The following is a 25,039-nucleotide window of genomic DNA, read 5'->3' as shown; positions in this document are numbered from 1 at the left end:
CGCAGTCGACATATCCTCGCCTCCACCCCGCGACCGGTCCTTCGGGCCAGTCGCGGGGTGTTGCGTTTGGCAACGTTTTTGCCCCGCCCCACTGGTTTTCCGCGCTGCCGCATGCTATGCGCAGGACAGGGAGGAAGCCCTATGCCCGCCGCTGCACCTGCGCTGACCCTGGATATGGTCCTGGTCTTCTGCATCACAGGAGCCACCATCCTTCTGTTCATCACCCAATGGCTCCGGGTGGATGTGACGGCCATCCTGGCCATGCTGGCCCTGTCCCTCCTGGGATTGGTGGAACCGCGCCAGACCTTCCAGGGGCTGTCCTCCACGGCGGTGGTATCCATCATCGCCGTGGTCATCATGGGCCGCGGGCTGGATCATACGGGGGTCATCACCAACGCCGTGCGGCCGCTCATGCATCTGGCCAGGGGCAGCCGCTCGCGCATGCTGGCCCTGTTGTGCGGGGCCATCGCTATCCTCTCCAGTTTCATGCAGAATATCGGGGCGGCGGCGTTGTTTTTGCCCGCGATAAAACGACTCTCGTCCCAGACCGGCATCCCCCTCTCCCGCCTGCTCATGCCCGTAGGGTTTTGCGCCATTCTCGGCGGCACGGTGACGTTGGTCGGTTCCTCGCCCCTGATCATGCTCAACGACCTGATGCGCCCCTTTGGCCTCAAGTCCTTTTCCCTGTTCAGTGTCACGCCTATCGGTTTGGCGCTGGTAGGCCTGGGCATCGGCTATTTCCTGCTCCTGGGCAATCTGGCCCTGCCCAGGGAACGCCGCGGCGAACAGCGACCGGCCACTCCGGAGCCGCTGGAGTTCTATCCCGAACTCGGCCGGCTCTTCGAAATCCGCGTGCCCGGGCAGCCCCTGTCCCAGGCCGCCGGCGTACAGATCACCGACCTGTGCGACTGCCATAATATCCACACCGTGGCCCTGGCGCCCCAGGGGATGACTGGCGACCGGGACATGCTCATCCCACCAGACAGGGAAATGCTCATCCGCCCCGGCGCAATCTTTGCTGCCTATGGCCCCGAAGACGGCCTGCGCGAGGCAGCCAGCCACTTCGGCTGGGAGATTCGAGAACAGCCCGAGTTCTTTGCCGGGGCGCTTTCGCCGGACATGGGCGGGGTGGTGGAAGCCGTGGTGCCGCCGCACTCCCGGTTCGAGGGACGGACCATTTCGGAGATCCGCTTCCGCCACACGCACCACCTCGCACCGTTGGCGCTCAATCGCGAAGGCGCAAAGCTCTATCAGCAGCTGGGCGGCCAGCCTCTCAAACCCGGGGATGCCATCCTCATGTTCGGGACCTGGGAGGCCTTCCACGCCATGCGCCCGGCCCGGGACCTGCTCTTTGTCCAGCCCCTGGATCACGAGATCCTGCATCCGCGCAAGGCCGGTCTGGCCGTGGGCTGGTTCCTGCTGGCCACACTGCTGGCCATCTTTTCCGGGCTGCCCCTGGCCGTGTGCCTGATGAGCGGGGCCATGGGCATGGTGGTGAGCGGCGTATTGAACATTGACGAAGCCTACCGCGGGGTGGACTGGCGCACCGTCTTCCTCCTGGCCGGGCTCATTCCCCTGGGCACAGCCATGGAAAAGACCGGCGCCGCCGCCTGGCTGGCGCATCAGGTGCTGCTGCTGGCCGGGGACGCGCTGGCCACGCCTTTTGTTTTTTTCCTGGTGCTTGCCGCACTCTCCACGGCCATCACGCTGGTGGTTTCCAACGTGGGCGCCGTGGTGTTGCTGACGCCCCTGGCCATTGACATCGCCCAGGGCGTGGGCGCAGACCCGCGCATGGCCGCCCTGGTGGGAGCGCTGGCGGCCTCGAATTCCTTCCTCCTGCCCACGCACCAGGTGAATGCGCTGTACATGGGCGCAGGGGGCTACTCATCCGGAGATTTTCTCCGGGCCGGTGGCCCCCTGTCCGTCTGTTACGTGCTGGTGCTGGCCGCCCTGGCTTCGCTGTACTGAGGCTTATTTCTTGAAGAATTCCCGCAGTTCCACCACTTTCCAGCCCTGGGCCACCATCTGCTTGCGGGCTGTGGCGCTGGCCATGCCGCCCAGGCGGATTTCCAGGCCCGACACATGCGCGGCCCGGGCTTCCTCGGTGAAAAAGCGGACCAGATTCTCCACCTGCGGAGCCCAGATGAGATAATCCAGCGGGAAGCACATCAGCCGCTTGCCGCTTTTCGTTTGGGCGGCAATGAACTGCCCCACCGGGACAAAGCGTTCCAGCGGTTCCACATTCAAATGATAATTCGAATACATGCGGGCCATGCGCTGGCGGAAGAAGGCCAGTCGCTCGTCCGAGGTGGGCACGGCGAACTGGATGAACACATCCCGCCCGGCCACGCCCTGCATGTCCGTCAACGCCGCCACCAGCAGGCTCTGTTGCAAGGGAGTGAAGCTTTCGTTCTTGTTGAACAGATCGGCCACCTCATTGGCAACGCCCATCTGCTCCATCCGCTCCTTGTTGAACCGGCGGATATCCACGGGCGGCAGGGCCATGTCGATGCCCTTGAGCGACCCCACGCCGGACACTGCGCCCACAGCCAGGCCCACGCCGCCCGGAATGGCCATCTTGGCGGCGGTGCCGGCCAGATGGGCCACAAAGCCGGCCTTGGCCAGCCTGTCCAGCCGATCCTGCAAGAGCTGGTTGCTGCTGTAGGGATCCACGTCAAAAGCCTTGGCGTATTCGCGCTTGGCTTCGTCGTAGCCGCTGATGCTGGAGGCGACATTGCCGTCGTATTTGCTGCGGTTGCCCGTCAGCCTGTCCCCGGCGCGCTGGAAGATCTTGCCCACGCCGGACACCGTGCCCGTGATGGTGCCCAGGGGGTCTGTCACCACGTCGGCCACGGTATCCACCATCTGCTTGCCGCCCTGAACCAGGGCATCGCCAAAGGCCTTGGAGCTGGCCAGCTTGTCCATGGCGTCTATGGCGTAGATTTCCTGAATGCGGACCAGCAATTCCGCCGTGGACTCAGCCCGGAATTCCCCAAGCGGGGATTTGATGGTGTACAGATTCATGTACCCATCATTAAAGACGGCCTCATCCACGGTGTGCAACGCGCCCTGGCGGGTGGCCTCCGGCAACATGGCCGAGGCCTTGAGGGTGGAGGGACGTTCGTAGGCAGGGCCCGCAACGCCATGCGCCACCATTGCCGCCAGCAGGCACGCCGCCATTCCCAGCAAGACAACACGACCCTTTTTCCAATGCAGTCGCATGGCCGCCCTCCCCTCAGACGTAACAAGTGACGGTGACCGGACACTCCGACCACCGTCATATTCCATATCGCGTCTTGCGGGATTTGCGCAACTGCCGTGGTGTCTGGCCCAATAACAGGCCGACTCGTGGCGAAGTCAGGCTGTGGCGCTGGCTTCGCCCCAGGTCCGGCGGCTTTTGGCAATCTTTTTCAGCACCGTCTTCCAGGCATGTTTGGTGAGAAAGCTCTCCTCCCAGCGGGACAGCATGGTTTCGAACATGGCCAGGGGCAGACTGAAGGAAAGCTCATCCGGCTTGAACCAGGGCCGGGCCGAAGGATCCCACCCTCCCAGCACGGCGCGCGGCGTGCCTGCGGCCAAAAACCGCAAGGGCCAGGAGACGAGATTGGTGCAACCCGCGCCAAACGGCGTGGCCACGGCATGGGGGTCGGAGGTGATGAACATGGCCAGCTGATGCAGGCCGCTCAGCACTTCCGGCCTGGCGAAAAACTGCACCAGCAAGGGCGGTTCTTCGACAGTGAACTGCGAAAGCGGCTTGAAGACCGCATGACTGCCCGTGGCCGGGAGGGGATCCACCTGCTCATGAAAGAACTCCCGGCAGCGTTGCGGGGATTCCACATAGTGCTCGCCTTCCATGAACCCGGGAATACCCGAGGACACGTAATGCACGATGCCCTCCAGCTGCGGCTTGTTGTAGCCCAGAAAGAAGGCCCCGCCCAGGCAGCCGTAGCGCTCGCGGGAAAGCGCCGCCGCACCGCCCTGCACCCGCGCCCGCCAGATGTATTTGATGACGCAGGAAAAGTTCTTGTTGATGGCCTCCCAGTCCACTTTGCCCTGCTGTTCGTCCGCATGGCTGGGCAGGGCGCAGGAGGGGGCCATGAGCGCCTGGGGCGGCGGCGTGCTGGTGTAATGAAACCCGAAGGGTTCCTCGTCATACCCCAGGGCCTGGCAGAAGGCCTGAACAGCGGTGGCATCCATCACGTCTCCTCCTTATTGCAGGTCGCAGCAGTGGTCGGCGGGCTGCGCAACCGGTTCCGGGTGACTCACGTCCTGTGGCTCCAGACGGCGAATCAGGTGTTTGAGCGCGGCAAAGAGCATCGTTCGCTCCGCCTCGTTCAATGCCTCCAGGGCCTCCGCATTCACGGCCGCGGCAGTTTCTTCCAGCACGGGCAACAGGGCCACGGCCTTGGGCGTCAGCCTGAAGAGCGTGACGCGCCGGTCTGCCTCGCTGCACTGGCGCTGCACCAGCCCGTCGCGCTCCATCCGGCTGAGGGTGTTGGCCATGGTGGGTTGCTCGATGGACAGGCGCTCGCTCAGGGCCGTCTGGGAGAGGGGCCCCTCTTCCCGGAGAACCACCAGGGCGCCGAACTGGGCCGGCTGCACGCCGTGCGGCGCGATTCGCTTTCGCAAGGTCTGCTCGAACCGGCGCGCAGTCAGGTTCATCAGATACCCCAGCGAACAGTCGAGACGGAACGGCTCGGACGGTTTACATAGCATGCTATGTAAATAGCGCGTCAGGACTCTCCCGTCAAGCCGGGCCGGGCTGCTGGTCGATTGACGGAACCGCCCAGTCGCGCTAGCCTTCCGGCATGCACCACCTGCGCGGACTGATCATCAATGCTGACGATTTCGGCCATTTCCAGGCTGTTTCCCAAGGCATTTTGGAGTGTATCGATGCCGGGACTGTCACGGCCACCGGCATCATGCCCTGCGGTCCGGCGTTTGAGGCCACGGCTCCGGCCCTGGTTGCGCGCGTTGCGGCGGGGCAGGCGGATGCGGGGGTGCATCTGACCCTGACTTACGGCCACCCTCTCTCCCCTGCCCTGCGGAACCTGTATCCGGAGGGCTTCCCGGGCAAAGGCCGACTTGTGCGCGATCTGGTCATGCGCCGCCTCACGGTGCGGGCCGTGCGCGAGGAATGGACGCTGCAGGTCACGCGCTGCCTGGATGCCGGCCTGGCTCCCTGTTTTCTCAACGGGCACGAGCACGTGCATCTGCTGCCACCGTTGTGGCCCCTGGCGCTGGGCCTTGCCAGACGTTACGCCCTGCCATATGTCCGCCGTCCGGGGGCGGGTCCGGGCAAGGCCCGCGTGCTGCGCTGGATGCATGCCGCCTGCCGGCTTCGCGCCCTGGGCCACCGCCGGGCCCCAGGGGGGCGACCCTCGCCGCCCATGTTTGGCGGGGAGTGCAGCGGTCACATGACCCTGGCCACCCTGGAACGGGCGCTGGCCCAGCTGGCGCGCGCCCCTGCCGGCAGCGTGGCGGAATACATGTGCCACCCGGGGCGGGACAACCCCGCCGAAATGGCGGATCCCAGACTGCGAATGTTTCACGACTGGGAGGGCGAACGCGCCGTGCTGTGCGACCCGGCCTTGCCCAGTCTGCTGGCCCGGCAGGGCGTGCGGCTTGTCCGCTTCCGCGATCTGTAAGAATTTGACCCGACTCCACCAACGTCCGCTTTCTCGGAGTGCGCCATGCCTATGACCGCCCCGGGCGCTATGCCCGCCTCACCGGAACTGTCCATCGTCCTGCCTGCGCACAACGAATCCAAAGGGATAGGCCGGGCCGTGGCCACTCTTGCGGCCATTCTGGAGCAGGCTGTTTCTTCGTATGAAATCATCGTGGTGGACGATGGGTCCTCGGACGGGACATTTGAGGCTGCGGCCGCGCTGCGCGAGGGGTTTCCGCAGCTCAAGGCGCTTTCCCTGTCCCGCAACTTTGGCAAGGAGGCCGCCCTGTTGGCCGGGTTGAGCGCCGCCTCGGGCCGGGCCGTGATCACCATGGATGCCGACCTGCAACACCCGCCGGAACTCATTCCTCAGTTTGTGGCCCACTGGCGGGCTGGCGCCAAGGTGGTGCATGGGGTCAAGGAAGATCGCCACACGGACAGTCCTTCCCAACGTTTCCGGGCCTATGTGTTCAACATGCTGCTGACCCGGCTGGGCGGCTTCAACTGTTCCAACTGCTCGGACTACAAGCTCCTGGACCGGGAAGTCGTCCAGGTGCTGACCACCCGCATGCACGAGCGCAACCGCCTCTATCGCGGGCTGGCCAGCTGGGTGGGCTTCCGGCAGGAAACCGTGGGCTTTGTGGTGGCGGAACGGCTGGATGGCCGCAGCCGTTTCAGCTTCAGGGCGCTGATGAACCTGGCCACCACGGCGCTGGTGAGCTTTTCCACCCTGCCCCTGCGCATTGTGACCTTTCTGGGTGCGCTCACCCTGCTGCTGGGCTTTGGCGTGGCCGTGGAGGCAATCTGGAGCTGGCTGCACGACCGGGCCGTGAGCGGCTTCATGACGCTGATCATGACCCTGCTCATCATCGGGTCCAGCATCATGATCAGCCTGGGCATCATCGGCGAGTACGTGGGCCGGATCTATGAGGAACTCAAGGCCCGCCCCGTGTTTCTGGTGGAACGCCGGGCCGGTTTCGACGATTGCACGAGAGGGGAGCCCCGCGAAGGACTTCCCCTCAATGGCACTTCGCGCTAGGGCCTAGGCGAGCTTTTCCCGCGGCACCAGGGTCAGCACGTTTTCCGGCAATTGCTTGGAACGCATGAAGTTGTGCAGTCTGGCCAGGGCGGTTTCGGTCAGTTCCGCCCCCTTGGGCATGACGTGCGCGCCGTCCTGGGAATGCAGGGCCTCGTCCAGAATCATGCCCACTGCCAGTTCGTTCAGGGGCACCTCGCGGCGCAGGTAGGCCTCGTCCTGGGCCTCACCACCGGCCAGCATGTCCAGCATGCTGGCATCATACACGCCATGCGCGGCCCGCATGCGCTCCAGGGCCTGGACTTTGTTCAGCCGCTGTTGCACCAGGGCATCGTAATCCAGACACACCTTAAGCAGCCGCGCCTCCAGGAGCATTTCCGGCGTTTCCGAAAGGGTGGAGTGCAGCTGGCGGATGATCTCCGCCACCCGGCCCATGCGCGGAATGTGCATCAACAGCCGCGCGGCCACTTCAGGATGCTGGGAGTAGGCGTCCTGCTCTTCGGGACTCAGGGGCGCCCCGGCGTCGATCTTTTCCAGAATGCCGTCCGGCAAGGAGACACAGCCCAGCTGGCAGAGCATGGCGGCCAGTTCCAGGTGCAGCATGTTGCGCAGCTGGAGCTTTTCCCCCAGATACACAGCCAGCCGCTTGACCCGTTCCCCGCGCCCGAAGGCCAGCGGTTTGACCAGGGAAAGCACATCCGTCAGAATCTTGATGGACCCGCGCACCGTGCCCTTGAGCAGCTCCTTTTCGGCCATGATGAGGGCGTACTGCCGGGTGGCGGCTTCCAGGGTGGTCTGCAGTTCGTCCTGGGGGCAGGGTTTGGTCAGAAACCGAAAGATGTGCCCCTTGTTTACCGCGGCGATGGCGGCATTCAAATCGGCATAGCCCGTGAGCATGATCCGCACCGAGTCGGGCGAGCGCTCGCCGACCTTGGCCAGAAACTGGATGCCGTCCATGCCGGGCATTTTCAAATCCGAGACCACCACGGCAAAAGGGCCGTCTTCCTTCAAGGCTTTGAGCCCTTCCTCCGGGCCCACAGCCACGGTGACGGCGTAGAGCTTTCGCAAGGACACTTTGAATGACTCAAGGATGTTGACCTCGTCATCCACAAACAGAATCTTATGCTTCATGGCCTGGAGCCCTCTCTTCCTCACTCAGTTCGCAGCTGGTCCGCCACGTGTCAAGTCGTTCGTCGAGCCCAAGGTGTTGCAAAGATACCCTATCCAGCGCACGCCCGGCGCGTGGCAGGCTGGTGTGCAGGGAACCGGCCATGACGTGATCCATCCAGTTGGCCACGTGGATAATCAGTGATGCCGGCAGGCCGGAGGATGTCTCCCGGCAATGGATGAACTGGGGGGGCGGTGCGGCGGCCTCCCCCACCGGCGAGATGAGTGTCTCCTCACCCCGGGGCTGGGAAGGCTCGCACAGCGGCATGGACAAGTCCATGGCCGGGGAATGATGGTTGAGCACGGCGCGCAGCACGTCTTCGGGCAGGCCCCAGACCCCCAGCAGGGCCGCGCCGGCCTCGCCATGGTGTGCGCCCAGGCGCAGGGTTTCCGCGGCCAGTTCCGGCCGGCCCTCCTCGCGCATGCTGTGCAGCACGCCCTGATAGGCTTCAGGATGCTGGCAGATAAAGAGAACCTTGCCAATATCGTGCAGCAATCCGCCCACAAAGCATAATCCCGCAAACTCCAGCTCCGCGCCCTCCTGCAGGGCGATGCAGCGGGCAAAATGCGCCGTCTGCAGGCTGTGGCGCCAGATGGGCCGGGACAACCACGCCAGGGGCGAGCTTTCCGGAATCAGGGAGAACAGATGCACCCCCACCACCAGCCCGCGCATGGTTTCCGTGCCCAGATAGGCCACGGCCTGGAGCATGTCCGTAATGGGTTTGAGCAGATTGAACCCCGGCGAATTGACCACCCGCAGCAGCGACTGCGCCATGTTCGGCGAGCGCAGCACCAGCTGCCCCACCCGAACCAGCGAGGGCTCCGGCAGATTGAGCTCCCGGTTCAGCTCCAGCAGCAGGGACGGTGGCGCATGCAGGTGCTCCATGCCCAGTAGCAGGCGGCGCACCTCTTCGCGCTGCATGATCTGCCCCAGGATGGAGGTGGATTTGGCCGCCTCCCGGATCACGTCCGGAATGCTGGCCATGGCCGAGCGCTCTTCGTCCGTGCGGCGTATGGAATCTTCCAGGGTGGTATCGCAGGCCTCCAGGGCCTGCAGCACGGCCGGGTCGTAATGCCCCTCCCGCCCGCGCATGCGCTCCAGCGCCTGGGCCCTGGTCAGCCGGCGGTGCAGCAGACGTTCGTACTCCTGGCACACCGAGAGCACCCTGGCTTCCAGGAGCGGTGGGGGATCCTGCTGGAACGGGGTAAACTGCTGGCGGATGATCTCGGCCACCTTGCCCATGCGCGGGATACTTTTCAGGAGCATGGCCCCGATCCCCGCATGGCCGGTGAAGTCCTGCTTTTCTTCAGGCGTCAGCTCCTGGCCCAAATCCAGTTTGAGCAGCAGCGGTTCTTCCAAGGCCACGCATCCCAGCTGGCAGAGCATGGCCGCAAGTTCCAGATGCACGGAAGCACCAAGCCCCAGCTTCTCACCCAGCTGAACCGCCAGCCGGGTGATCCGTTCCCCGCGCCCGAAGGCCGCAGGCTGGATCATGGCCAGCACATCTGTGAGCAGCTTCACACTGCCCCGCAGGGCGCCTTTGAGCAGATCACGCTCGGCCTGTTCCAGGGCATGCTGGTCAAGGGCATCTGCCAGCGCCTGTTGCAGGATTTCCTGCGGGCATGGTTTGGTCAGGAAGCGAAAGACATGCCCCTTGTTCACCGCGGCGATGGCGGCTTCCACATCGGCGTAGCCCGTGAGCATGATGCGTATGCTTTCCGGCGAGGCGGCCTGCACTGCAGACAGGAACTCAATGCCAGTCATTCCCGGCATGCGCAGATCCGAAACCACCACCGGAAAAGGTCCGTCCGCCTTGAGCCGCCTGAGCCCTTCCTCCGGCGTGGCCGCCACGCTCACGGCATACAGCTTGCGCAACGACACTTGAAAAGAGGCCAGGATGTGCGGCTCATCATCCACAAACAGGACTTTCGGTTTGGTGGCCCCCATCACGCGCCCCTTACTGAGGTTTTTCGCAGCGGGTTCGCCAGGTGGAGAGCCGAAGCAACAGCCCCCGTTCAGCCAGGCCCTGCACGTCGAGAAACTCCCGGGCCACGGGTCCCTTTTCCGGCAGCACGCCTTCGATGACCATGTCCATATAGTTGGCCACATGCACGGCCAGGGCTGGCGAGAACCCTGGCGGAGGCACGCCTTCGCTTGCCTGCAGGACTTCCATTTCCGCTTCCAGCCGGTGATGCCACTGCACGGCCGTGAAGATCTCCACCGGCAAGCCCCACACACCCAGCAGACAGCCCCCGGCCTCGGCATGGTCCACGCCAATAATGGCCCGTTCCGCCCGGGAGCAGGAGCAGCCCTCCTCCACCTGCATGCGCAGCACTTCTGTATACATTTCCATGAACTGGCTGGCAAAAATTACCTTGCCGATATCATGCAGCAGCCCGGCCACAAAACAGATGCCCGCCAGCTGCTGGTCCGCTCCCTCGGCCAGGGCAATGGTCTTGGCATATTGCCCCACCTGCAGCCCATGCCGCCAGAGGGGGCGGATGATGCCGGCCAGGGGCGAGGCCTCCGGGGTGAGGGTGAACAGGTGAATGCCCAGCACCAGCGCGCGCAGCGTCTCGGTGCCCAGGTAGGTCACGGCCTGCGAGGGGCTGGTGATGTGCTTGAACAGCCCGAAAAACGCGGAGTTGACCACCCTGAGCAAGGTTGCCGTCATGGCCGGATCCTGCTCCACCAGCTTGCCGATCCTGGTTAGCGAGGGTTCCGGCTTGGCCAGTTCGCGGTTCAGTTCCACCAGCACGGAGGAGAGGGTTTCCAGGGAGTCCACGGCCAGCAGGATGCGTCGGACTTCCTTGCGTTGCAGCAGTTCGCCCAGCCGGGCCGCACGGCGCAGCGCCTCTTTGAGCATGCCCGGATTGCAGGGCTTGGGCAGAAACTGATGCGCCGGCTTTACGGACTGCAGGTTGGACTCATATTCGGAATAGCCGGAAAGAATGATGCGCACGGTACCCGGAAACCGCTCCTGCACCAGCCGCAAAAAGGCAACACCGTCCATGCCGGGCATGCGGATGTCCGTGACCACCACATCCACGGCCTGTTGCTCCAGCAGGGCGAGGGCGGCTTGTGCGTCCGTGGCGTACAGGGCACTCCACTCCTTGCGCAGGCTGTGCATGGTCAAGCGCATGCCGGCCAGCACGCCGGAATCGTCGTCCACGAACAGCACTGTCCGGCGGGTCATGCGGAGTCTCCGGAGGCGGAGCCTGTCTGCTCGGGCTGGAGAAATGGCAGACGGATGGTAAAGAGGGTGCCCTTGCCGGGCTGGGAGTCCACAAGGATGGTGCCGTGGTGTTTGTTGACCACGATATCGTGGGCAATGGCCAGGCCCTGGCCCGTGCCTTTGCCTACCTCCTTGGTGGTGAAGAAGGGATCGAAAATGCGGGTGATATGCTCGGCCTTGATGCCGCAGCCATTGTCCTGGATGTGAACCAGGGCGTAGTCGCCATCGCGGGCCGTGGCCACGCGGATGCGCCCCCGGACCCCGTTTCCGGCCGTGTCGCCGGCTTTTTCCTTTTCCTGATGGCTTTGAATGGCGTGGGCCGCGTTGACTACCATATTCAGAAAGACCTGATTCATGTCCCCGGGCAGGCAAAGGACCAGCGGCAGTTCCTCATCAAAGGAGGTTTCCACCTGGGCCACGTACTTCCACTCGTTCTTGGCCACCACCAGGGTGTTTTCCAGGGCCTTGTTCAGGTCCACAGGCTTCATCTCCTCCCCGCCCACGTGGGAGAAGTTTTTCATGGCCAGGACGATGCGGCTGACACGCTGCACCCCGTCCAACGCCCGATCGCAGGCGCGGGGGAGTTCGGTTTTCAGGAATTCCACATCCACATCATCCTTGAACTCGCGAACCAGCGTCAGGGCCTGATACACCTGGGGGGTGTCCGGCAGCTGGCTTTCCAGCACCTCGTAGGCGGCCAGCAGCTCCTGCAGGTCGTTGATGGCGCTTTTGAGGAAGGCCACGGAGTCGCTGATGTACTGGATGGGCGTGTTGATCTCGTGCGCCACACCTGCGGCCAACAGCCCCACGGATTCCAGCCGCTGGGCCATGCCGAGTTGGCGTTCGAGCTTTTTCTGTTCCGTGATGTCGATGAAAGCCTGGACCAGGAGTTCCTTGCCTTCCAGCACGGTGCGGAACAATTTTCGGGACACGGGCGTGACCACATTATCACGTCCCATGAGCAAGCCTTCTTCAAGTCCCTCGGGGGCGTACACGTCCGGACAGATGACGTTTTCCTGCCGGTTGCTGGCCTTGAACACCAGGCCGGAATCCAGGCAGGGCAGGCTTTGCAATGTGTCGCGCCTTACATTGAGCATGGCCAGGGCGCGATTGTTGGCATCGATGGTCCGGCCCTCTTCGGGGTCGAACACCAGAATCCCAGCCCCCACCTGCTCCAGAATATTTTCCAGAAACGCCTGTCGCGCCTCCATGGACATGCACTCACCGCTTTGCGCCAGTTCAATATTCGGATCCAGATCCGAAGACGATTCCGCCTCCACCCCCACCTGCGTGCCCGGCTCCTCGAACAATACGGAGCCCTGCGTCATCCTGCCCTCAGGCTTGTGTGCTGCATCCATGTGCGCCTGCCTCACCTGCCCATGCCGTTGATGTACACAGCCCACCGCCAGCGGCGAGGGGCCCCCCTTTTGCTGAGACGGTAGAAATTCCCTCTTCCCCGGTCAAGGAAAAAGTACCCTTTATATGAGTCCGCAATCCGCGAGTTCGCGTTTGACGTAAGCGTAATAGATGGGTGCGGCGATGAGCCCCGGCACACCAAAGGCGGCCTCCATGAGCAGCATGGCCACCAGCAGTTCCCAAATCTGCGCCTGAATCTGCGTGCCCACGATACGGGCATTCAGGAAATACTCCAGCTTGTGAATGACCACCAGAAAGATCAGCGAGCCGGCGGCCACATACACGGACACACTCAGGCTCACGACAACAATCACCGTATTCGAAATGATGTTCCCGATGACCGGCAACAACCCGGCCAGAAACGTGATGGCGACCATGGTGGCCGTGAAAGGCAGATTCACGCCCATGAGGGGCAACCCCGCCAGCAGATACAGAGCCGTAAGCAGTGTATTGATGGCGGAAATCCGGAGTTGGGCAAAGACCACAGAGCGGAAGGCATCCGCCAGACGGGCCGTGCGCTCCTGCAATGCCGCAGCCAGGGGTCGCTGACTGGAGGTACTGTTGATGTTGGACAAGGAGACTATGGCTCCGAGCACAAGCCCGATGATACTGTGCACAATGGCCAACCCCACGCCCTTGCCGGCAGTCTGCAGCAGCATGGCATGCTCGCGCAGCATGTCCAGCAGACCTTTGTACAACTCGTCCGTGTTTGCCGGAAAACGCTCCAGGGCCCAGCCGGGGAGCCGGGAGCGGGCCAGCTCCAGCACCTCGGCCATCTTTTTCAGCAGCAGCGGGATATCCCCGGAATATTTCTGCAGCAAAAAGGACGACCACCAGATCAGCAGTCCCAGCAACGTCACAATGATGGCCGCCAGCACGGCCACAACAATGAGCCGGGCCCGCTTGTCATTGATGCGGGGAATGTGCAGCAACGAGGCGAGCATGCGCACCAGCTCATGCACAAACAACGCCGAGAGCAGGACCGAGATGAGATGCAGGGGGAAGAGCAATAACAGCAGGCTGCCGATGATACTCCAGGCAGCGATGACGAATGGAGACAACGGCCGGGGAAGAGATGCGACCATACAAACGCCTCGCTGCGCGTGGTCGTCGCCTGCGCGCGGCCCTCGCGCTGTAGAAAAACAAATGCCCCCCGTTGCAATACCGGGAGCGCACCGGAATGGCGCAGCATGCGCCACCATGTTGGGAACCTGCAGCCCGCACTGCAGCAACAGTGCCTGGGGAGCGCCCGGCAAGGGTGCTTCAGCCACGCGCAAAGGAAAAGCCCCGAAGGACTGAGTCCTTCGGGGCGTCCTCAAGCAGCCACGCTGCTTGCTAGAATCAGTGGCGGAGCCGACGAGACTTGAACTCGCGCCCTCCGACGTGACAGGCCGGCGTTATAACCAACTTAACTACGGCTCCGCATTGTCACACACAAGTGGTAGGCGGAACAGGGCTCGAACCTGTGACCCTCGGCTTGTAAGGCCGATGCTCTCCCAGCTGAGCTACCCGCCCACGTGCGCTGCACCCTGTCGGAGTGAGTGAGCGCCCCCGTGTCGAGAAATCGTGTCTACGCAGAATCGACCTGACCGTCAACAATTTTTTGAGCCGACCCTGCATTTTTTTTCTGCAGCCCAAAACAGCTTTCATCCCGTGGCCCCATGCGGTACGCTGGGAGCCAGATCGGCACCCTCAGGCCCGGCCGGCTGTCCCTTGGGTTGCGGAGGTGCCCCGACGTTTGCAGCCGCGCTGCTGCCCTTTGGAGTCCGCATGCCCCAGCGTCAGCTTTTTCCCGCACCCACTGCCCAGCCGGCATCCGGCCCGGCGGTGATCCTGTGTCCGGTGGACTTTTCCGAGGCCACGCCGCGGGTGGCCGCGTATGCCAAACAGATGGCCCGCGCCCTTGGTGCGCGGCTGGTGCTCTTGCACGTCTCACGTCCCATGTTGCGCTTTGCCGCCCTGGATGTGCGCCGCGAGGACATTTCCCGCTTTGCCAAGACCGTGCATGAGGGAGCGCTCCGGAACATGGAACTCCTGAAAGCCCGGCTGTTCGCCGACATGGACGTGACCATGCGCGTGGAAATTGGATATCCTGCCGACATCATTCTTGATATAGCCAAGGAAATCAAGGCAGAGATGATTATCATGGGCACGCACGGCTATTCCGGCCTCAAGCGCGTGGTCTTCGGCTCTGTGGCGGACAGGATCGTCAAGACCTCGCCCATCCCCGTACTCACCGTGCGGCCGTATCCGCCACAAGACCCGAACGACTCTCAGACGGAGACTGCATGAACGCCATCTGCCACGCTTTTCGCTTCCTGCCTGTGGTTGTGGTCCTGGTCTGCAGCCTGGCCAGCCCTGCGCCGGCGCAGGCCCAGGCCATTGCGGGAGAAACGCTGCCCTCCCTCATCCTTCCCGGCCCCCTCACGGCCAAGGACGCCGCCACCCTGGGCGTCCCACAGGACCAGCCCTTCGCCCTGGAGCGTATCGGCACGCCCTTTTTGCTTCTGCAGCTCTTCTCAATGTACTGCCCGCACTGCCAGCGTGAGGCGCCGCAGATGAACACCCTGCACGCCACCATAGTCAAACACGGGCTGGACAAAAAAATCACCATCCTCGGCGTCGGGATTGGCAATTCTCCCTTTGAAGTCAATATATTCCGCGAAAAATTCGCCCTTTCGTTCCCCCTGGTTCCAGACAAGGAGCTGAAAAGCTACACTGCCGTCGGTTCCGTGGGCACGCCCTATTACGTGTTCTGCGCCAAGGATGCCGCCGGCTGGAAGGTCTTGTACGAACAAGAGGGAACCTTCGAGAATCCCGACGACTTCCTGGCCCTGCTGCTGCGGCGTGCCGGCCTGCCTGCACTCAGATAAGGAGTCCCCATGCGCCCCATGCGCCCCAAGCGTCTGTTGCTTGCCCTCAGCTGCCTCTGCCTGCTCCTGCTGCCGATTCCGGCCCAGGCCCATGTGAACAGTACACAGATTTATAACCCCGGCCCGCTTCCCGCCCGCGACAGCCACACCACCCTCAAGGTGGGCGACGAGGCACCGGATTTTACCCTGCCTTCCATAACCGGCGAACGCATCACCCTTTCCCAGTATCGCGGCCGGCATCATGTCATGCTCTCCTTCGTTCCGGCTGCCTGGACCCCGGTCTGCTCCGACCAGTGGCCCGGCTATTGCCTGACCCAGGACCTCTTCGAGACGCACAACACCATCCTGCTGGGCATCACCGTGGACAATCTGCCCACTCTCCACGCCTGGACGCGGGAAATGCCCGGCCTGTGGTTCCCCGTACTCTCGGACTTCTGGCCCCACGGCGCCGTGGCAAGCAAATACGGCATCCTGCGTTCCGACGGTGTCAGCGAACGGGCCACCTTCCTCATCGACACCAAGGGTGTCATCCGCTACATGGATGTCCACGACATCAACACCCGGCCGGACCTGGAAGTTCTCGTCAAGGCCATGGAATCGTTAAAGGAATAAGCAGAAATGAGCATGTTGGATGACACCCTGGCCGGCATCATCGCGCCGGACGCCTCGTTTCGTCCCCTGGCCCAGGCCAGACTGGACAGCCTGACCAAACCCCAGGGCAGCCTCGGCCGGCTGGAAGAGCTGGGCGCCCTGCTCTTTACCCTGCAACGCGGGCAATTGCCCGTGCAAGTGGATCCGGTGCGCTGCATCGTCATGGCCGGGGATCACGGCGTGGCCGGCCCGGACGGGCCGGGCGTCTCGCTCTTCCCCCAGGCTGTGACCCGGCAGATGGTCCTGAATTTCGTCAATGGAGGCGCCGGGGTGAACGCCCTGTGCCGCGCGGCCGGAGTGGATTTGCAGGTGGTGGATGTCGGCTGTGCGGGTGGTGAATTCCCCGCGCATCCGACCCTGGTCCAGCGCAAGGTCGCCCCCGGCACCGCCAATTTCCTGGAAGGCCCGGCCATGTCCGACGCCCAGTGCCGCCAGGCGCTGGAAGTGGGTATCGCTCTGGCCCGGGACGCGGCCACCGCCGGCGTGCGCACTCTGTGCCTGGGAGAGATGGGCATCGGCAACACCACAGCCGCCTCGGCCCTGTTCGCAGCCTATCTGGGGCTGGAACCGGCGGCCATCGTCGGGCCTGGCACGGGGCTCACCCCGGCGGCCATCGCCAAGAAGGTGGACGTGGTCAGCAAGGCCCTGGCCGTGCATGCCGAGGTGGTGCGCACCGGTTCACCCCTGGGCATCCTCTCGGCCCTGGGCGGGTATGAAATTGCCGGCATGGCCGGTCTGGTGCTTGGTGGCGCAGCCTGTGGCATGCTGGTGGTGGTGGACGGGTTCATTTCCACTGCGGCCTATGTGGCAGCCCAGACCTTCCAGCCCCTGGTACGGGAATACTCCATCTTTGCCCACGCTTCGGCCGAACCGGGCCATCAGGCCATCATGCAGCGCCTGCAGGCCTCGCCCATTCTGCACCTGGGCATGCGGCTGGGCGAAGGTACCGGCGCCGTGCTCAGCTGCCAGGTGCTCCGTGCGGCAGCAGCCGTAATCAACGACATGGCCACCTTTGAAAGTGCCGGGGTCAGCGAGGCGACGAACTGATCCGCCCACCCGGTGCCCCGGCGCGAGCGCAGGCGCAATGCGCCCATGCATGTTGAGGCCCCCCCATACATCAGAAAGCCAGAAGCGGACAGGACGCTTCTGGCTTTCACGCATAGAGCCCCGCAACCGGCTGGCAGCACGGCCTTTCACCCCGGGACGATGAAAACCATACGTTTCCGTGGGCGGACGGGCGATATGCTTGCAGAAACGTATCAAGAAGCAGGCAGCGCGGCGCCGGTCCCCGCGGGGTTCGGCACCAGGGCGCAGACCCGCTGGGCCAGGAGGGTCAGCAGGTCCTCCTGACGATGATTGAACCGGAATTCCAGTTCCTTGATGAGCAGGGGAAAACTCTTTTCAGACACGCCCTGCCGGGCCAGGAGCCGGGGCCGGGCAAAACGCCAGAAGGTCGAGCCCTTATCCAGGGCCAACCCGCGGTCTGTATGCTTGATAAAACCATGGGTCAGCTCCTGGGCGCAGGTGGCCAGGGCGGTGTACTGGCGGTAGCGATCCGTATAAACCATGCCGCCCACCGCCTTGGTCCGCAGCCGGAAGCTGGACTTGAAATGCATGAGCGACTCCACGGCCAGCTCGGGCAGCAAATCCACAAACGCCATGCCCCCGTGCTCCACAATGCCAAATACCGGCGTCTGGGCCGGCTCCTCCCAGGGAGTGGCCCAGCCGGCCTCAATGCAGGCCGGCGCATCCAGGCTGCCGGCCACAATGGCCGCCCGCACCGTGGTCACAGCCTTGGCTACCGTGGCCTCGGCCATGCCCAGCTGCTCGGCCATCAGCTGGACCGGCACCTCCAGCTCCAGCAGCTTGAGCAGCCGCAGCCAGTCGTCGGCCGACAACCCGCCCCGGTTTATGTAACGCCCTGAAAAGTCATGAAACGTGTACCGGCAGCGCCCGCAGCGCCGTCGCCCCTCGGCCAGCTTGTACAGCGTGCGGGAACGACAACGCGGACAGTAGCGCTGATGGTTTTTCCAGCAGAATCCCAACAGCCATTTCCTGGCTGAGGTTTCATTTTTAATTAATAATTCGTAGTCCTTAAGATTCATGTGCCGCACGATTCCGCTGCAAAATATTGTGTCGATTTTTCGGCCATCACCCTGACATGAAGCGCCCCCCTTGGCAAGCCAGGAGCAACCCGGCGCATTGCCGCCTGGTGCAGGCTTTGGTATGGCACTGCCATTCACCTTTCCCGGCAAGGATCATTGCGTGCATACCAACCCCACCCCGCCTGCCCGTCCTTCGCAAGCCAGCTTCCTTTTCCGACGCACCCTCGCGGCCTTTTTGACTTTTTGGAAAACACCCAGCACCCTGCGCACGTTGCTGCTGGGCGTGCTGGCCTTGCAGCCGCTGCTGTTGTTTCTGGCCGCGCGCAAGCACATTGACTTCTCGAACTATCTGGTCATGAACGTGGTGTTCATCGGCTTCTGGCGACTGGCCGTTTTTGTCTACAAAAAGAGCTTCCCGCCTCCCCCTGACGCCTGAACACTCACGATTTTGCAACTTATCAGGATTGAATTGCCTTGTTCTCAGGCGGGATATATGTTTCGGGCATGCATACGATGCTCGACTCTTCCAGCCCCGAGGCGCAGACTGCCACACGCCTGCCTGTTTCCATAAATCTGCGGCAGCTTACCATGGACGAACTGCAGATTTTGCAAGCGCAGGTGGAGTCCGAACTGCAGCACCGGACGGGCATTCCCCTGGCCACCCGCCGCCGGGCATGTCCGGCCCGCGCCTTTATTGTGCCCGAGGGCATTTCGCACCTGACCACCCGGGAAATGGACGCTCTGGCCGAGGCCTTCCGCCAATGGCGGGACGCCTCCCGCACGCCGCTGCAGCGTCGTTCCCGCAGCCGCATGCTGGCCGCCTATCTTGTCCTGCGCCACTCGGGCATGAAGCTGGGCGAGGTGCTGGCCATGGACGACCGCAGGGACTTGGACCCGGTGCAAAGCGTGGTCTATGTTCGCGGGACCCGGAAGCGGGAAGCCCCGCTGCCCAAGGAAGTGGCGGAAGAACTGGCCCGGCTTTTTGATGACCCCCTCATGGCCAGCCTGCGCGGGGAAATCCTGCATCTGGATCAGGGCTATGTACGCAAGCAGTTCCTTTCCATGGCTGTGACCACCGGCCTGCCCAAGGGCTCCCTCAATCCGCAGACCATCCGCCATTCCCGGGCGGTGGAACTCCTGCGCAGCGGCCTGCCCCTGCCTCTGGTGCAGTCCATCCTGGGGCACAAGGATATCACGCTCACCGCGCAGTACGTGGCCTTCAACGACCGCGCCGCCGCAGAGCTTATCGAACAAACCATCAAAAGCGCCACCGTCATGAAAACCAGCGCCCGTAACGCCTTTCCCGGCGTCGTCAGCGCCATCCGTTCCGGAACGTTGCTCACGGAAGTGGAACTGACCACGGAATCCGGTCTGAAGATTGTTTCGGTCATCACCAACGAAAGCGCCGGCCACCTGCGCGTGGAGCCCGGTAAACACATGACCGCCCTGGTCAAGGCGCCCTGGGTCGTGCTGTTGCGACAGGATGACCAGCCCCGCACCAGCGCCCGCAACGTGTTTTGCGGCACCATCACCGCCGTGAACGTGGGCGAAATCGCCGCGGAAGTGGCGGTGACCCTCAGCGACGGCACCGTGGTCACCTCCCTGGTGACGGACGAAAGCGTCCATGCCCTGGAGATGAAGGTGGGCGACCCCATCTGCGCCCTGATCAAGGCCTTCAGCGTCATCCTGAGCCTGGAAGAGCCGGCGTAAGGGCAACACGCAGGCGGCGGGGCCTGGGAGGCCGGCTCCCCCTTTTCAAACAATTTCGGCCGGGCTGGGCGTTGCAATAACGCGCCAGCCCGGCCGAGCCTTGTCAGGGGAATCAGGGCCAGGACTGTCAGGGCCAGGACAATCAGGTTGGCCTGTGCCTATCCTCCAATGGCGCTCATCTGCTTTCGGGCCACGCTCTGGAGCATCTGACGAGCCTGGAGGATCTCGTATCCCAGGGGTTTGGATCGCTGGGCCAGTTCGATGATCCGTTTGACGACGGGCAGGCCCAGGCGGGGGTGCCGCAGGGCCGGACGCAGGCGGTATTCCTTGTCCGAAAAGAGGCAGGTCCGCAGCCGGCCGTCGCTGGTGATGCGCAAGCGGTTGCAGCTGCCGCAGAAGTGGCTGGACATGGGCGAGATGAAGCCCAGGCGGGCGGGACCGTTGTCTATCTGGAACACCTTGGCCGGGCCGCCACCGGCATCCACGCGGTCCAGGGCCGTGAGAGTGACAAGCTCCCTGGCCTGGTCCAGCAGCACGCGGGAGGGCAGGTAATTGGCCTCGCTCCACTGGGAGTTCTCGCCCATGGGCATGAACTCAATAAAGCGGACTTCGCTGCCCGTGGCCTTGGCAAAGTCGATGAAGCCCGGCAATTCAGCCTCACTGGTACCCGCCATGGCCACGGCATTAATCTTGATGCGGATGCCGCGTTCCAGGCAGGCGTCTATCCCGCGTCGGACCTCCTCCAGGCAATCCACACCGGTGATGTCGCGAAACGTCTGCGGATTCAACGAGTCCAGGGAAACATTGACCCATTTGACCCCCAGCCGGGCCAGATCGTCGGCCATGCGGGCCAGGCGGGAACCATTGGTGGTGATGCGCACATCCAGGGGCGCTCCCAATTGCGCCGAGCGGATGCGGATGGCGTCCAGAAACCAGACGAAGTCCCGCCGCAAGAGTGGTTCGCCCCCGGTCAGGCGGATCTTGCGCACGCCAAGTTCGGAGACAATGCTGATGAGTTCCAGCAATTCTTCATAGCGCAGCACATCCTCATGGGGAATGAGTGGCGCCACAGGGCCGCCTCGGCAGTACTTGCAGCGGAAGTTGCACCGGTCTGTAAGGGAGAGCCGCAAATAATTGATGGAGCGGCCATGATCGTCCACCAGCCGGCTCTGCAGCGGCGTCCCTTGAGGGGTGGCAGTATTTGGCAATGTGGTCAAAGCGGCAACAGCTCCTCCAGTTTTCCCCGCATGCCGCAAAGAGAGCCTAGTCCTCCGGGCGCGGGTTGGCAAGCCCCAAACCGAGAATCCCGGCCTGCTAGGCCAAACACGTTGCGGGGGTCGAGGCCCCTGCCATTCCCATGTGGGTAAGCATGGCCAAGTCTGCCGGGTAGTTGATGTTGAAAAAAACCAGGGCCTGGTCCGGCTCGTAGGGAATATGATGTCGCCGTTCAAAAGGAATGGCCCGTGAAAGCTTGTTCATGCCGGCCGCCGCTGCGGCCTCCAGCAACGGCAGGGCCTCCGCCTCGTACACGGAAACCAGGGCTTCGATAAACCCGGTAGCCTGCTGCAAAAAAGTGGTCATCACCGCCTGGGGGGGGCGGTGACGATGGGCCTCCAGCAGGCGCCCCACGGTGGCGTCATCCAGCAGTGGGAGGTCGCAGGCCAGGACCAGCAACGGGCCGCCCAGCCGACGCAAACAGGTGCTGATACCCCGGAGAGGGCCGCCGCCGGGGCCTTCATCGGGCAGCCAGGGCAGATCCCGCACCGCCTGCGGCACCGCCTCCTGTGCTGCAGGATCGCGGCCGGATACGACCACCTGTCTGCAGTGGCGCCCGGCAAGCTCGGCCATGCGCGCCAGCATTGGCTGGCCGTCCACGCGTTCGAGCACCTTGTCCCGCCCCAGCCGGGTGGATTTGCCCCCGGCCAGGACCATCCCCCAGGGCAATTGCGGTCCATCATGCATGGTACGGCCCTCCTGCGATGCGCGTTTCAGGGTCGAATATCTGTCGTTACCGCCTGTCCCAAGGCACTGTGGTGGCCCAAGCGTGCAGTCTCGCCACCCCGGTCGTCAACCATCGAACCCACCTCGTCAAACCCCCAGCCCGGAAATCGTGGGCCGACGAAAACCCGCCTGGGCTGCCAGCATGTCCATGGGCAAGGATTCCAGATCATCCAGCACGGGAAGGAATACCTCCTCTCGGAGGCCTGCGTCCATGCCCTTGAGGTAGCCGCTGCAGGTGCGGCAATATTCCACGCGATAGGCAGACATCTCCCCGCTGGCGAGGACGCCGAGTTTTTCTGCGCGGTCTTCCCCGCACAGCAGGCAGCCCTGGCGATGGGCGCGATAAAAGGTTCTGCAAAAGGAGCAGCTGAGGCGACGTGTTCCCTGACCCTCCTGCAAACAGACGATGAGGGGCAGGCTGCCACACACCGGGCAATGGCCATGCAGCCGGGCGTCATTCTCCAGATCCAAGCGGGAATGCAGAGATTGCGCCACCTCCATCAGGGATGGCGTCACCGCTGCCTGCGCCAGAAAGGCCACGGCCCGGGGGGCCTGCGGCATTCTCGCGGCAAAGATCTCAAAAAAGGAAGTGTCTTCCGCAATGAAGGCCCGGGCTGCCGCCAGGGGCAAGAGCGGCGGCAATTCGTCCGGTGGTGTATCGGCAGACGCAGGCTCCCCGCCGGCATCCCCCTTGTCCAAGGCCTCATTGATTCGCCGCCCGGCCTCGCCGGCCTGGCCGGGCAAGGATGCCAGCAAACCGGCCAGGGAAAAGAACAATTGCTCGGTGGCCACGCGATCCCAGGGAAACCGGCTCCGCTCCAGCAGGGGGACGCCCAGGGCCAGCCGGACACGCGGCGCCAGATCGTCCTCGTGTGGTGCAAGCGGTGCAAGGGTGATGGCCGGGACCGCCGGATCCAGCACATCCAGCTGGGCAAGGCTCACTTGCCCGACAAGATCCGCAAGAGGAGCAGGTACATACACGGCAGCGGCCAACTGCTCCAGCCGTTGCCGGACGGCCGCGCGCAAGGCGTTGAAATTGGTTGGCTGGGGATGATGCATGGACAAAACCCTGGCTCCTTCGCGTTGGGAAGAGGAAAAACCTATCCTCTTTCACGCCCTGAATCCAGTGGCCCGTCACCGGCTCCTGCATAGTTCGGCACTGCAGCAGGAGACGGTGCTTTTCCCCATTATTTGTGCTTGCCGTCCTCTTCGGATGCGCTGTCGCCCACGGCTACGGCTGACGGCATTTCCCGAGCCCCATCGAATGCGCGGGCCTGGCGGGCAGCCTCGACATTCACATGCCCCTGCACGGCCAGGAAGAACTGCAGCACCGTCTTGCCAAAGGAGGTGAGGGAATAGCCAGAGCGGTCATACCCGGTTTTCTCAACCAGGGCCTGCCCCAGCAGCACCTCGGTTTTCTTGATTTTACCCCAGGCAGAGCGGTAGCTGATATGCATGGACTGCGCGGCCTTGCGCAAGGATCCCATCTGGTCAATGCGTTCCAGGAGCATGGCCCGACCGGGCCCCAACAGCACCTCGCCGTCCCGTTCCAGCCAGACATGGGCGCGGATCTGCATGGTGGCCAGGGCTGCCGAGAAATCAACAGGGGTTTTCGTATCCATGATTGCGCTGCACCCCGAAACTTAAAAAATCGTGTCCTGTGTGTATGCGTTTTTCCGCCAGGGGTGAAGCAAAATAATCCCCAGTCGCCAGAGGGGGCCCGCTGTGACTTTCCATTTCTCGCAAAGCCACGTATGCTTGCCGAAACTGAACACTGCCGCCAGCGCATTCCGGCAGGCAGGCGTATCGCAGCGGCAAGGAGAGTCTGCATGGCTTCAGGACTGGAACTCATCACGGACAAGCGCGGCCCCTTCCTGGTGCTTGCCCCGAAAGGCCGTCTGGACAACGTCACCGCCCTGCTGTTTCAGCAGCGGGTGGAACAGGTGCTGGCCATGGGCGAGACACGGTTGGTGATTGATCTGGCCGGGCTGGAGTACATTTCCTCGGCCGGGCTCAGAACGCTGCTGGCCATCTCCATGCAGTTGCGGTCCAAGCCGGGGGGATCGATGACCTTTGCCCGCCCTTCGGGCATGGTGCAGGACGTGCTCAATCTGGCCGGATTTCCGCAGATGTTCACCCTGTACGACACGCTGGAAGCCGCCCTTTCGGCCTGATGCACGCCATGTCGGATTCCATGCCAGATATTGTGATGGAGCATCTGCGCCTGCCAGCCACCATGGACAATCTGGCCCGGGCGCGGGACTTTGTCCTGAGCAGGGCCCCGGCCATCCTGGAGCACAAGGTGGATCTGGTGCTGGAGGAGTTGTTCCTCAATGTGGCCAATTATGCCTACGGGACTTCTGAAACGGGTGGAACGGGCGAGGCAGGCGCGCCGGGCGAGATAGAGATCTCCTGCGGGGTGGATGAACGGGTTTCTCCGCCGCGTTTTCACCTGTGCGTGGCCGACTGGGGCCATGCCTTTGATCCGCTGGCCCTGCCGGGTCCCGACCTCGCCGCCGATCTTGACGAACGCGAGCCGGGCGGGCTGGGCGTGCATCTGGTCAGACAGATGACCAACAGCCTGGAGTATTCCCGCGAGGCAGACACCAACCTTCTGCACTGCTGCTTTTTCTTCTCATCCTGACGCTGCGCCCGGCCGCACCCTGCCTCACACTTTGGCCGCTCTCTTGATCCTCCCCCCGACTTCCCAAGGTCTGAGGGACACTGCCAACCCGGCCTTGTGCCGACCCGGCCTTGCTGCTCCCAGTGCGCTGCAGCGGGGGATGCCGGCGGTGCCGAGCAGCATCCCCCTGAGGCATCACTGCCAGCTTATCCCAGCACGCCGCGGCCTTCCTCCAGGCTGCCCGCCACGGGAATGATGCTGGAAAAGCCAGACATATCAAAAATTTCCTTCACATAATCCTTGAGGGAGCAACAGACCATGCTGCCGCCTTTGGCCTTGATGGCCTTGGCCGCGCGCAGGAACTCCCGAAGCCCGGCGCTGGAAACGTAGTCCAGGGTGGTCAGGTCAAGAGCCAGCCGCTCGACGCCGTCGTTGATCAACTGTACCACCCCTGCGCCGAACTGGGCCGAGGTGGCGGCATCCAGCCGACCGCTCACGGTGACGATGCAAATGCCCTCATCCATGCGATGCACGAATTCCATTGCGTCTTCCT

Annotated in this window: 25 protein-coding genes and 2 tRNA genes; 11 read left to right on the top strand and 16 right to left on the bottom strand. The window is 63.5% G+C overall.

Translation table 11 applies throughout. The annotated features are described in order from the left end of the window. The first annotated feature begins 141 nt into the window (after positions 1–141). Complete coding sequence (locus ACYQ00_RS15215; protein WP_460032949.1) at positions 142–1,968, top strand: SLC13 family permease; 1,827 nt, start codon at positions 142–144, stop codon at positions 1,966–1,968. A gap of 3 nt (positions 1,969–1,971) precedes the next feature. On the opposite strand, the gene ACYQ00_RS15210 is transcribed toward ACYQ00_RS15215, so the two are convergent. The 3 genes from ACYQ00_RS15210 to ACYQ00_RS15200 form a co-directional block, all read right to left on the bottom strand. Further along, positions 1,972–3,222, bottom strand: a complete 1,251-nt coding sequence (locus ACYQ00_RS15210) for a hypothetical protein (RefSeq protein ID WP_460032948.1) — start codon at positions 3,220–3,222, stop codon at positions 1,972–1,974. A gap of 135 nt (positions 3,223–3,357) precedes the next feature. After that, complete coding sequence (locus ACYQ00_RS15205; RefSeq protein ID WP_460032947.1) at positions 3,358–4,197, bottom strand: DUF169 domain-containing protein; 840 nt, start codon at positions 4,195–4,197, stop codon at positions 3,358–3,360. Between the two features lie 12 nt (positions 4,198–4,209). After that, on the bottom strand, positions 4,210–4,662 hold the full coding sequence (locus ACYQ00_RS15200) for a MarR family winged helix-turn-helix transcriptional regulator (protein WP_460032946.1): 453 nt from the start codon (positions 4,660–4,662) through the stop codon (positions 4,210–4,212). 146 nt (positions 4,663–4,808) lie between these two features. On the opposite strand from ACYQ00_RS15200, the gene ACYQ00_RS15195 reads away from it, so the two are divergent. Together ACYQ00_RS15195 and ACYQ00_RS15190 are read left to right on the top strand one after the other, a co-directional pair. Then, positions 4,809–5,648, top strand: coding sequence for a carbohydrate deacetylase (locus tag ACYQ00_RS15195; RefSeq protein ID WP_460032945.1), 840 nt, complete (start codon positions 4,809–4,811; stop codon positions 5,646–5,648). A gap of 45 nt (positions 5,649–5,693) precedes the next feature. After that, the gene (locus ACYQ00_RS15190) at positions 5,694–6,707 is read left to right on the top strand and encodes a glycosyltransferase family 2 protein (RefSeq protein ID WP_460032944.1); all 1,014 of its coding nucleotides are present in this window, start codon (positions 5,694–5,696) and stop codon (positions 6,705–6,707) included. Positions 6,708–6,710: 3 nt separating this feature from the next. On the opposite strand, the gene ACYQ00_RS15185 is transcribed toward ACYQ00_RS15190, so the two are convergent. From ACYQ00_RS15185 to ACYQ00_RS15155, 7 genes are all read right to left on the bottom strand, one after another. Continuing rightward, a complete protein-coding gene (locus ACYQ00_RS15185) occupies positions 6,711–7,835 on the bottom strand; it encodes an HD domain-containing phosphohydrolase (RefSeq protein WP_460032943.1) in 1,125 nt (374 codons plus the stop codon). Beyond that, positions 7,825–9,819 carry an HDOD domain-containing protein gene (locus ACYQ00_RS15180; protein WP_460032942.1) on the bottom strand — a complete coding sequence of 665 codons (1,995 nt, stop codon included), beginning with the start codon at positions 9,817–9,819 and terminating at the stop codon, positions 7,825–7,827. Before ACYQ00_RS15180 ends, ACYQ00_RS15185 begins: the two co-directional genes overlap by 11 nt. Before the next feature lie 10 nt (positions 9,820–9,829). Beyond that, positions 9,830–11,068 (bottom strand): response regulator, encoded by a 1,239-nt coding sequence (locus tag ACYQ00_RS15175; RefSeq protein WP_460032941.1) that lies wholly within the window; start codon positions 11,066–11,068, stop codon positions 9,830–9,832. Then, entirely contained in the window at positions 11,065–12,465 is a 1,401-nt protein-coding gene (locus tag ACYQ00_RS15170; protein ID WP_460032940.1) for a sensor histidine kinase, read from the bottom strand. The genes ACYQ00_RS15175 and ACYQ00_RS15170 overlap by 4 nt, the downstream gene beginning before the upstream one ends. 120 nt (positions 12,466–12,585) lie before the next feature. After that, positions 12,586–13,608: an AI-2E family transporter gene (locus ACYQ00_RS15165; RefSeq protein WP_460032939.1), complete on the bottom strand. Its 1,023-nt coding sequence runs from the start codon at positions 13,606–13,608 to the stop codon at positions 12,586–12,588. A gap of 260 nt (positions 13,609–13,868) precedes the next feature. Further along, positions 13,869–13,945: transfer RNA gene (locus tag ACYQ00_RS15160), tRNA-Asp, on the bottom strand. A gap of 17 nt (positions 13,946–13,962) precedes the next feature. Continuing rightward, positions 13,963–14,038: transfer RNA gene (locus ACYQ00_RS15155), tRNA-Val, on the bottom strand. A gap of 255 nt (positions 14,039–14,293) precedes the next feature. On the opposite strand from ACYQ00_RS15155, the gene ACYQ00_RS15150 reads away from it, so the two are divergent. Genes ACYQ00_RS15150 through cobT form a run of 4 tightly spaced genes read left to right on the top strand, consistent with a single transcriptional unit; the run spans position 14,294 to position 17,094 of the window. Further along, positions 14,294–14,815 carry a universal stress protein gene (locus ACYQ00_RS15150; RefSeq protein ID WP_460032938.1) on the top strand — a complete coding sequence of 174 codons (522 nt, stop codon included), beginning with the start codon at positions 14,294–14,296 and terminating at the stop codon, positions 14,813–14,815. Beyond that, complete coding sequence (locus ACYQ00_RS15145; protein ID WP_460032937.1) at positions 14,812–15,396, top strand: peroxiredoxin family protein; 585 nt, start codon at positions 14,812–14,814, stop codon at positions 15,394–15,396. The genes ACYQ00_RS15150 and ACYQ00_RS15145 overlap by 4 nt, the downstream gene beginning before the upstream one ends. A 9-nt stretch (positions 15,397–15,405) precedes the next feature. After that, positions 15,406–16,008 carry a peroxiredoxin gene (locus tag ACYQ00_RS15140; protein WP_460032936.1) on the top strand — a complete coding sequence of 201 codons (603 nt, stop codon included), beginning with the start codon at positions 15,406–15,408 and terminating at the stop codon, positions 16,006–16,008. A 6-nt stretch (positions 16,009–16,014) separates the two neighbouring features. Next, entirely contained in the window at positions 16,015–17,094 is a 1,080-nt protein-coding gene (gene cobT, locus ACYQ00_RS15135) for a nicotinate-nucleotide--dimethylbenzimidazole phosphoribosyltransferase (RefSeq protein ID WP_460032935.1), read from the top strand. Positions 17,095–17,306: 212 nt separating this feature from the next. Here cobT and ACYQ00_RS15130 read toward each other — a convergent pair whose 3' ends face one another. Beyond that, positions 17,307–18,152 (bottom strand): transposase, encoded by an 846-nt coding sequence (locus tag ACYQ00_RS15130; protein ID WP_460032934.1) that lies wholly within the window; start codon positions 18,150–18,152, stop codon positions 17,307–17,309. A 121-nt stretch (positions 18,153–18,273) separates the two neighbouring features. Between ACYQ00_RS15130 and ACYQ00_RS15125 the strand changes: the two genes are divergently transcribed. Further along, complete coding sequence (locus tag ACYQ00_RS15125; RefSeq protein WP_460032933.1) at positions 18,274–18,588, top strand: hypothetical protein; 315 nt, start codon at positions 18,274–18,276, stop codon at positions 18,586–18,588. Positions 18,589–18,656: 68 nt separating this feature from the next. After that, the gene (locus ACYQ00_RS15120) at positions 18,657–19,862 is read left to right on the top strand and encodes a TOBE domain-containing protein (RefSeq protein WP_460032932.1); all 1,206 of its coding nucleotides are present in this window, start codon (positions 18,657–18,659) and stop codon (positions 19,860–19,862) included. A gap of 158 nt (positions 19,863–20,020) precedes the next feature. Here ACYQ00_RS15120 and moaA read toward each other — a convergent pair whose 3' ends face one another. The 4 genes from moaA to ACYQ00_RS15100 all read right to left on the bottom strand — a co-directional run bounded on the left by moaA (position 20,021) and on the right by ACYQ00_RS15100 (position 23,485). Beyond that, positions 20,021–21,079, bottom strand: a complete 1,059-nt coding sequence (moaA, locus tag ACYQ00_RS15115) for a GTP 3',8-cyclase MoaA (protein WP_460032931.1) — start codon at positions 21,077–21,079, stop codon at positions 20,021–20,023. 97 nt (positions 21,080–21,176) lie between these two features. Then, positions 21,177–21,824 carry a molybdenum cofactor guanylyltransferase gene (mobA, locus tag ACYQ00_RS15110; protein WP_460032930.1) on the bottom strand — a complete coding sequence of 216 codons (648 nt, stop codon included), beginning with the start codon at positions 21,822–21,824 and terminating at the stop codon, positions 21,177–21,179. 126 nt (positions 21,825–21,950) lie between these two features. Next, complete coding sequence (locus ACYQ00_RS15105) at positions 21,951–22,922, bottom strand: formate dehydrogenase accessory protein FdhE (RefSeq protein ID WP_460032929.1); 972 nt, start codon at positions 22,920–22,922, stop codon at positions 21,951–21,953. A 128-nt stretch (positions 22,923–23,050) separates the two neighbouring features. Continuing rightward, positions 23,051–23,485, bottom strand: coding sequence for a winged helix-turn-helix domain-containing protein (locus ACYQ00_RS15100; RefSeq protein ID WP_460032928.1), 435 nt, complete (start codon positions 23,483–23,485; stop codon positions 23,051–23,053). 207 nt (positions 23,486–23,692) lie between these two features. Here ACYQ00_RS15100 and ACYQ00_RS15095 point away from each other — a divergent pair, with 207 nt between their 5' ends. Next, on the top strand, positions 23,693–24,037 hold the full coding sequence (locus tag ACYQ00_RS15095; protein ID WP_460032927.1) for an STAS domain-containing protein: 345 nt from the start codon (positions 23,693–23,695) through the stop codon (positions 24,035–24,037). Positions 24,038–24,057: 20 nt separating this feature from the next. Beyond that, on the top strand, positions 24,058–24,507 hold the full coding sequence (locus ACYQ00_RS15090) for an ATP-binding protein (RefSeq protein WP_460032926.1): 450 nt from the start codon (positions 24,058–24,060) through the stop codon (positions 24,505–24,507). A 185-nt stretch (positions 24,508–24,692) separates the two neighbouring features. Here ACYQ00_RS15090 and ACYQ00_RS15085 read toward each other — a convergent pair whose 3' ends face one another. Further along, positions 24,693–25,028, bottom strand: a complete 336-nt coding sequence (locus tag ACYQ00_RS15085; protein ID WP_460032925.1) for an STAS domain-containing protein — start codon at positions 25,026–25,028, stop codon at positions 24,693–24,695. Positions 25,029–25,039: the final 11 nt, after the last annotated feature.

Source organism: Megalodesulfovibrio paquesii (assembly GCF_054653055.1).
This window is presented reverse-complemented; position numbering and strand designations above follow the sequence as displayed.